Annotated in this window: 3 protein-coding genes and 11 tRNA genes; 1 reads left to right on the forward strand and 13 read right to left on the reverse strand. The window is 40.5% G+C overall.

Translation table 11 applies throughout. From position 1 onward, the window contains the following. Positions 1 to 133: 133 nt before the first annotated feature. From GNT69_RS25160 to GNT69_RS25215, 12 genes are all read right to left on the reverse strand, one after another. Positions 134 to 207 (reverse strand) — tRNA-Gly (locus GNT69_RS25160). 28 nt (positions 208 to 235) lie between these two features. Continuing rightward, positions 236 to 312 (reverse strand) — tRNA-Pro (locus GNT69_RS25165). An 8-nt stretch (positions 313 to 320) separates the two neighbouring features. After that, positions 321 to 397 (reverse strand) — tRNA-Arg (locus tag GNT69_RS25170). A 60-nt stretch (positions 398 to 457) separates the two neighbouring features. Then, positions 458 to 543: transfer RNA gene (locus GNT69_RS25175), tRNA-Leu, on the reverse strand. Between the two features lie 61 nt (positions 544 to 604). Further along, positions 605 to 689, reverse strand: a tRNA-Leu gene (locus tag GNT69_RS25180). A gap of 78 nt (positions 690 to 767) precedes the next feature. Then, positions 768 to 843, reverse strand: a tRNA-Lys gene (locus tag GNT69_RS25185). A 186-nt stretch (positions 844 to 1,029) separates the two neighbouring features. Next, positions 1,030 to 1,104: transfer RNA gene (locus GNT69_RS25190), tRNA-Gln, on the reverse strand. Positions 1,105 to 1,129: 25 nt separating this feature from the next. After that, a tRNA-Asp gene (locus GNT69_RS25195) sits at positions 1,130 to 1,206 on the reverse strand. A gap of 12 nt (positions 1,207 to 1,218) precedes the next feature. Then, positions 1,219 to 1,290 (reverse strand) — tRNA-Glu (locus GNT69_RS25200). A 12-nt stretch (positions 1,291 to 1,302) separates the two neighbouring features. Continuing rightward, a tRNA-Ser gene (locus tag GNT69_RS25205) sits at positions 1,303 to 1,393 on the reverse strand. Between the two features lie 5 nt (positions 1,394 to 1,398). Further along, positions 1,399 to 1,473 (reverse strand) — tRNA-Asn (locus tag GNT69_RS25210). Positions 1,474 to 1,591: 118 nt separating this feature from the next. Next, positions 1,592 to 2,074, reverse strand: a complete 483-nt coding sequence (locus GNT69_RS25215; RefSeq protein ID WP_203557725.1) for a SprT family protein — start codon at positions 2,072 to 2,074, stop codon at positions 1,592 to 1,594. Positions 2,075 to 2,215: 141 nt separating this feature from the next. On the opposite strand from GNT69_RS25215, the gene cmpA reads away from it, so the two are divergent. Next, positions 2,216 to 2,344, forward strand: coding sequence for a cortex morphogenetic protein CmpA (gene cmpA / locus GNT69_RS25220; protein ID WP_203557726.1), 129 nt, complete (start codon positions 2,216 to 2,218; stop codon positions 2,342 to 2,344). 98 nt (positions 2,345 to 2,442) lie between these two features. Here the strand turns inward: cmpA and GNT69_RS25225 are convergent, their stop codons facing one another. After that, positions 2,443 to 4,620 carry a Tex family protein gene (locus GNT69_RS25225; protein ID WP_203557727.1) on the reverse strand — a complete coding sequence of 726 codons (2,178 nt, stop codon included), beginning with the start codon at positions 4,618 to 4,620 and terminating at the stop codon, positions 2,443 to 2,445. Positions 4,621 to 4,977 lie beyond the last annotated feature (357 nt).

Raw genomic sequence — 4,977 nt, forward strand, 5'->3', positions numbered from 1 at the left:
CAAACTCTCCAATAAAGAGTAAGCTTTAGCTCATAAAATAAAACGTTGGCTTGTGATCTTCATTATAGAAGAAACACAAATTGTTATTGTTTGTTGACGCTTGTTTGTTTAGTTTTCAAAGAGCAATTTTTTCTGGAGCGGGTGATGGGAATCGAACCCACTACATCAGCTTGGAAGGCTGAGGTTTTACCAGTAAACTACACCCGCATTTTTATTTTTAATTAGTTGTTTTGAATGGTCGGGAAGACAGGATTCGAACCTGCGACCCCTTGGTCCCAAACCAAGTGCTCTACCAAGCTGAGCTACTTCCCGTTATCTTATGGCGCGCCCGAAAGGAGTCGAACCCATAGCCTTCTGATCCGTAGTCAGACGCTCTATCCAATTGAGCTACGGGCGCACTTTAAAAGCGAACTTTTATATCATAACAAGTTATTTTCTTTTTGTCAAGAACTTTTTTTGGTGCGGCCGAGAGGACTTGAACCTCCACGGGGTTGCCCCCACTAGGCCCTCAACCTAGCGCGTCTGCCATTCCGCCACGACCGCATATATTATTTAACAACAACTAACATTATACTATTTTATTAAAAAATTCAATGGTAATTTATGGTGCGGGTGAAGGGAGTCGAACCCCCACGCCTCGCGGCGCTAGATCCTAAGTCTAGTGCGTCTGCCAATTCCGCCACACCCGCGTTTTTTAGATGTATTAGTCTAGATGTTAGACGTTAAGTAATTACATCGATGAATTACAAACAATCGAACCTCTAAAATGGTGAGCCATGAAGGACTCGAACCTTCGACCCTCTGATTAAAAGTCAGATGCTCTACCAACTGAGCTAATGGCTCGTAAAAAAAGTACCTCTCATTGTATTACACAATAAGTTTTATTGTATCGCATCTGATGCTCGAAAGACCTTACGGTCTTCCTCGCAGATTGCCAAAGATGCAATTCGAGGAGGTGAGCAATCTGCTCTACCAACTGAGCTAATGGCTCGTAACTACCATACATTTATCCACTTAAAAAATAAAAAATGGCTGGGCTAGCAGGATTCGAACCTGCGAATGACGGAGTCAAAGTCCGGTGCCTTACCACTTGGCTATAGCCCAACAGTATATTGTGTATCATGAAAAATGGCGGTCCGGACGGGACTCGAACCCGCGACCTCCTGCGTGACAGGCAGGCATTCTAACCAACTGAACTACCGGACCATTTAATCGGAATGACCCCTACGGGATTCGAACCCGTGTTACCGCCGTGAAAGGGCGGTGTCTTAACCGCTTGACCAAGGGGCCATATTATTTTACTGGCGGAGAAGGAGGGATTTGAACCCTCGCGCCGGTTACCCGACCTACACCCTTAGCAGGGGCGCCTCTTCAGCCTCTTGAGTACTTCCCCAAATATGGCTCCGCAGGTAGGATTCGAACCTACGACCGTTCGGTTAACAGCCGAATGCTCTACCACTGAGCTACTGCGGAAAAATAGAATTGTGACTTAATTAATTCTTATTTTTGGACAACCGCTGTTGTCGACTCTTATGATTATAATTATGTGCCCAATAAAAGTCAAGGAACTTTTTGAAAAAATCCAGAGAAGTTATTGTTCCTCATTCCCATCCATTTTTTTCACTAATTTCAAACGTCCACGACATTTACCGCAAACAAAACGTGTTAGATCAATAGACCTTTTCCGATGATAGTTGAGATGGCAACTTGTACAATGATAAACAAGAATCTTGCGCGATTGCTTTTTCTTCTTATTCTCTGGCAACACCGTACAAAACCTAGGTGCATTTACTTTGGAGAGAAGTTCTCGAAAATCACGATCGCGATGCTTATAGCCCTTTCCTTCTAGATGCAAATGGTAATGACAAAGCTCATGTTTAATAATCCCAATTAGTTCGTTCATCCCTAACTGTTCAAAGTACTTTTTATTAATTTCAATATCATGACTTTGAAGAAGATACCTACCTCCAGTTGTACGCAGCCTCGAATTAAAATAGGCATGATGTCGAAATGACTTCCCAAACTCATTAATTGAAATCTGTTCAACTAGAGTTTGAAGCTCCTGATTGTTCATTTTTCTTCACCTTCTATAATACCTTTTATGATCCCTTGGGCAATATTCCCCTTAATGACTAATGATTTATTTAACTTGTGAACATGACAACCTATTCTAGCATATAGTAATGTTACATTAACCAATCTGGAGGTATGTACGATGCCTGTTTGGTTTCAGAATCAAATGATGCGTGCTTTCTATGAGAAAGATCGATATCAAATTAAGCTATTAAATCAATGCTGGTTTTTTTATAGACAAAAACAAGACATCTCTGCTGGAGATGAATGAAGTGAAAGCTGTGCTATTGCTAACCGTGAAAACAGAATAAAGAAAAGAAAGGGTGTCTGTCCTCTTTAAGGGAAAGACTTCCTTTCTGATCATCATGCTTACTGTTCCGAACCCAACATCGTTAATGCGACCCGATCCTTTTTGAAATCGACACTATCTACCCAAACAGTAACTACATCGCCAACGGATACAATGTCTAGTGGATGCTTAACAAATTTATTGCTCAGTTTAGAGATATGGACAAGCCCATCTTGTTTTACCCCAATATCGATAAACGCACCGAAGTCAACTACATTTCGAACGGTCCCCTGCAACTCCATGCCAGCCTTTAAGTCTTCAAGTTTTAAGACGTCCTTCTTTAACAGCGGTGCCGGAAGATCATCGCGCGGATCCCTTTCTGGTCTAACAAGTGCATCAATAATATCTTTTAAAGTCAACTCACCGATATTCAGTTCCTTTGCTGTTTTTTGAATATTAAGCTTGGAAAGTTGCTCCTTTAGCTGTTCGGAACCAATATCCGCTGTTTTGAATCCAAGACTGCTTAATAATTGCTTTACTTCCCCGTAGCTTTCAGGATGTATTCCAGTGCGATCGAGCGGCTCCTTCCCATCAATAACACGCAAAAAACCGATCGCTTGTTCATAAGTTTTTGCACCTAATCGCGGAATTTTCTTTAACTCAGTGCGACTCGTGAATTTCCCTTCTTCTTCACGTTTTTTCACAACATTGTTCGCAACTGTTTTCGATAAACCTGAAACATATTGCAATAGCGAAGAAGAAGCTGTATTTACATTTACACCAACATGGTTCACCGCGGTTTCAACAACAAAAGTCAATGACTCAGATAGACGCTTCTGGCTGACATCATGTTGATATTGACCAACACCTACAGATTTTGGATCTATTTTCACTAATTCCGCTAACGGATCTTGAAGTCTCCGTGCAATTGATACCGCACTTCTTTCCTCAACTTGTAAATCTGGAAATTCTTCACGGGCAAGGTCAGAAGCTGAGTAAACACTTGCTCCTGCTTCGTTCACGATTAGGTAAAAAATCTCTTTGTCGAGGGTTTTTAGTATATCAGAAACAAATTGCTCTGTTTCTCGAGAAGCCGTCCCATTCCCTATTGCAACCATTTCTACATCGTAGCCATTAATAATCTGAATGAACTTACCTTTTGCCTCTTGGGCTTTTCCGGCTGAAAGATGCGGATAAATGACTTCGATCTTCAAGACTTTCCCTGTTTCATCAACAACGGCTAATTTACAGCCTGTTCGGTAAGCAGGGTCGACTCCTAGTACGATTTTCCCTTTTAATGGTGGTTGTAATAATAGTTTTCTTAAGTTCTCTGAAAAAATATGAATTGCCTGTTCTTCTGCCTTATCTGTCAGTTCATTCCTTAATTCTCGTTCAATTGCTGGCTGAATTAAACGCTTATATGCATCTTCAATTGCTTCAGTGACACTAGAAGCGGTGAATGACTGGTGGTTATTTATCCATTTTTTGTCAAGATACCTCATGATTAAATCCGTTCCTGTTTTAATAGAAACTCTGAGGATTTCCTCTTTCTCACCACGATTCAAAGCAAGGATACGATGAGGGACAATTTTATTAATTGGCTCTGAATATTCATAGTACATTTCATATACATTTTTTTCGTCTTTTTCCTCATTTTTCACTGTTGACTCAACTAAACCATTTTTATATGTTTCCGTACGAATCCACTTTCGGCTAGCAGCGTCATCAGAGACCATTTCCGCAATAATATCTTTCGCGCCAGCAATTGCTTCTTCGACCGTAGCTACCCCTTTTTCTTCTAATATGTAAGAGGCCGCCTCTGTTTCAAGATTTCCTGATAACGGAAATGTTAACATCCATTGTGCAAACGGTTCTAAACCTTTTTCTTTGGCAACCGTTGCTTTCGTTCTCCGTTTCTGTTTGTATGGACGATACAAGTCCTCTACTTCTTGAAGCTTAATTGCCTTCTCAATCCCAAGTTTAAGTTCGTCCGTTAATTTCCCCTGTTCATCAATGAGACGAAGTACTTCATCTTTCCGTTGTTCAAGATGCTGTATGTATTGCCATCTCTCAATGACTTGACGAATTTGCACCTCATCGAGCGCTCCTGTTTGCTCTTTACGATAACGTGCGATAAAAGGAACCGTATTGCCTTCGTTCGTCATCGAAATGACATTTTCGATTTGTTTAACATTTAAAGTTTGCTCTTTGGCGATTTGTTTAATAAAACGCTCATGTGTATCGACTGTTTCATTCAAAAGTGACCATCCTCCATCATAAAGTTTGGATAGATAAGACTTTTAGAAAATCATCCTTAATAAAAGTCTTTTCCTTAGTTTAACAAATTTAAGCTTTGTTTTGTAAAATTCTATCGGCTGCACTTATGTTTTCAAACAAAAAACTCACATGAGCTTTCGCTCCCAACCCATGCATGAAAATTAATCTCCTCAGCCCATAATGTTAGTGACGCAAACAGTTAGTAAAACGCGGTCTTTTTTGGTGGCTCGACCCTGTACAAAAAACTGTTTGAGTGAGCTTGGTGTTCAACCCTTTGTTAGCTCTTTCCTTTTGGAAGGATGACTACGTACAGAAAAATGCTTAGATTCAATCTCACT

This window comes from Bacillus sp. B15-48, assembly GCF_016879755.1.
GTDB lineage: Bacteria > Bacillota > Bacilli > Bacillales > Cytobacillaceae > Mesobacillus_B.

Coding starts and splice junctions, on each gene's coding strand:
- GNT69_RS25215 (WP_203557725.1), bottom strand. CDS start 2,074: ATGAACAATCAGGAGCTTCAAACTCTAGTTGAACAGATTTCAATTAAT.
- cmpA (WP_203557726.1), top strand. CDS start 2,216: ATGCCTGTTTGGTTTCAGAATCAAATGATGCGTGCTTTCTATGAGAAA.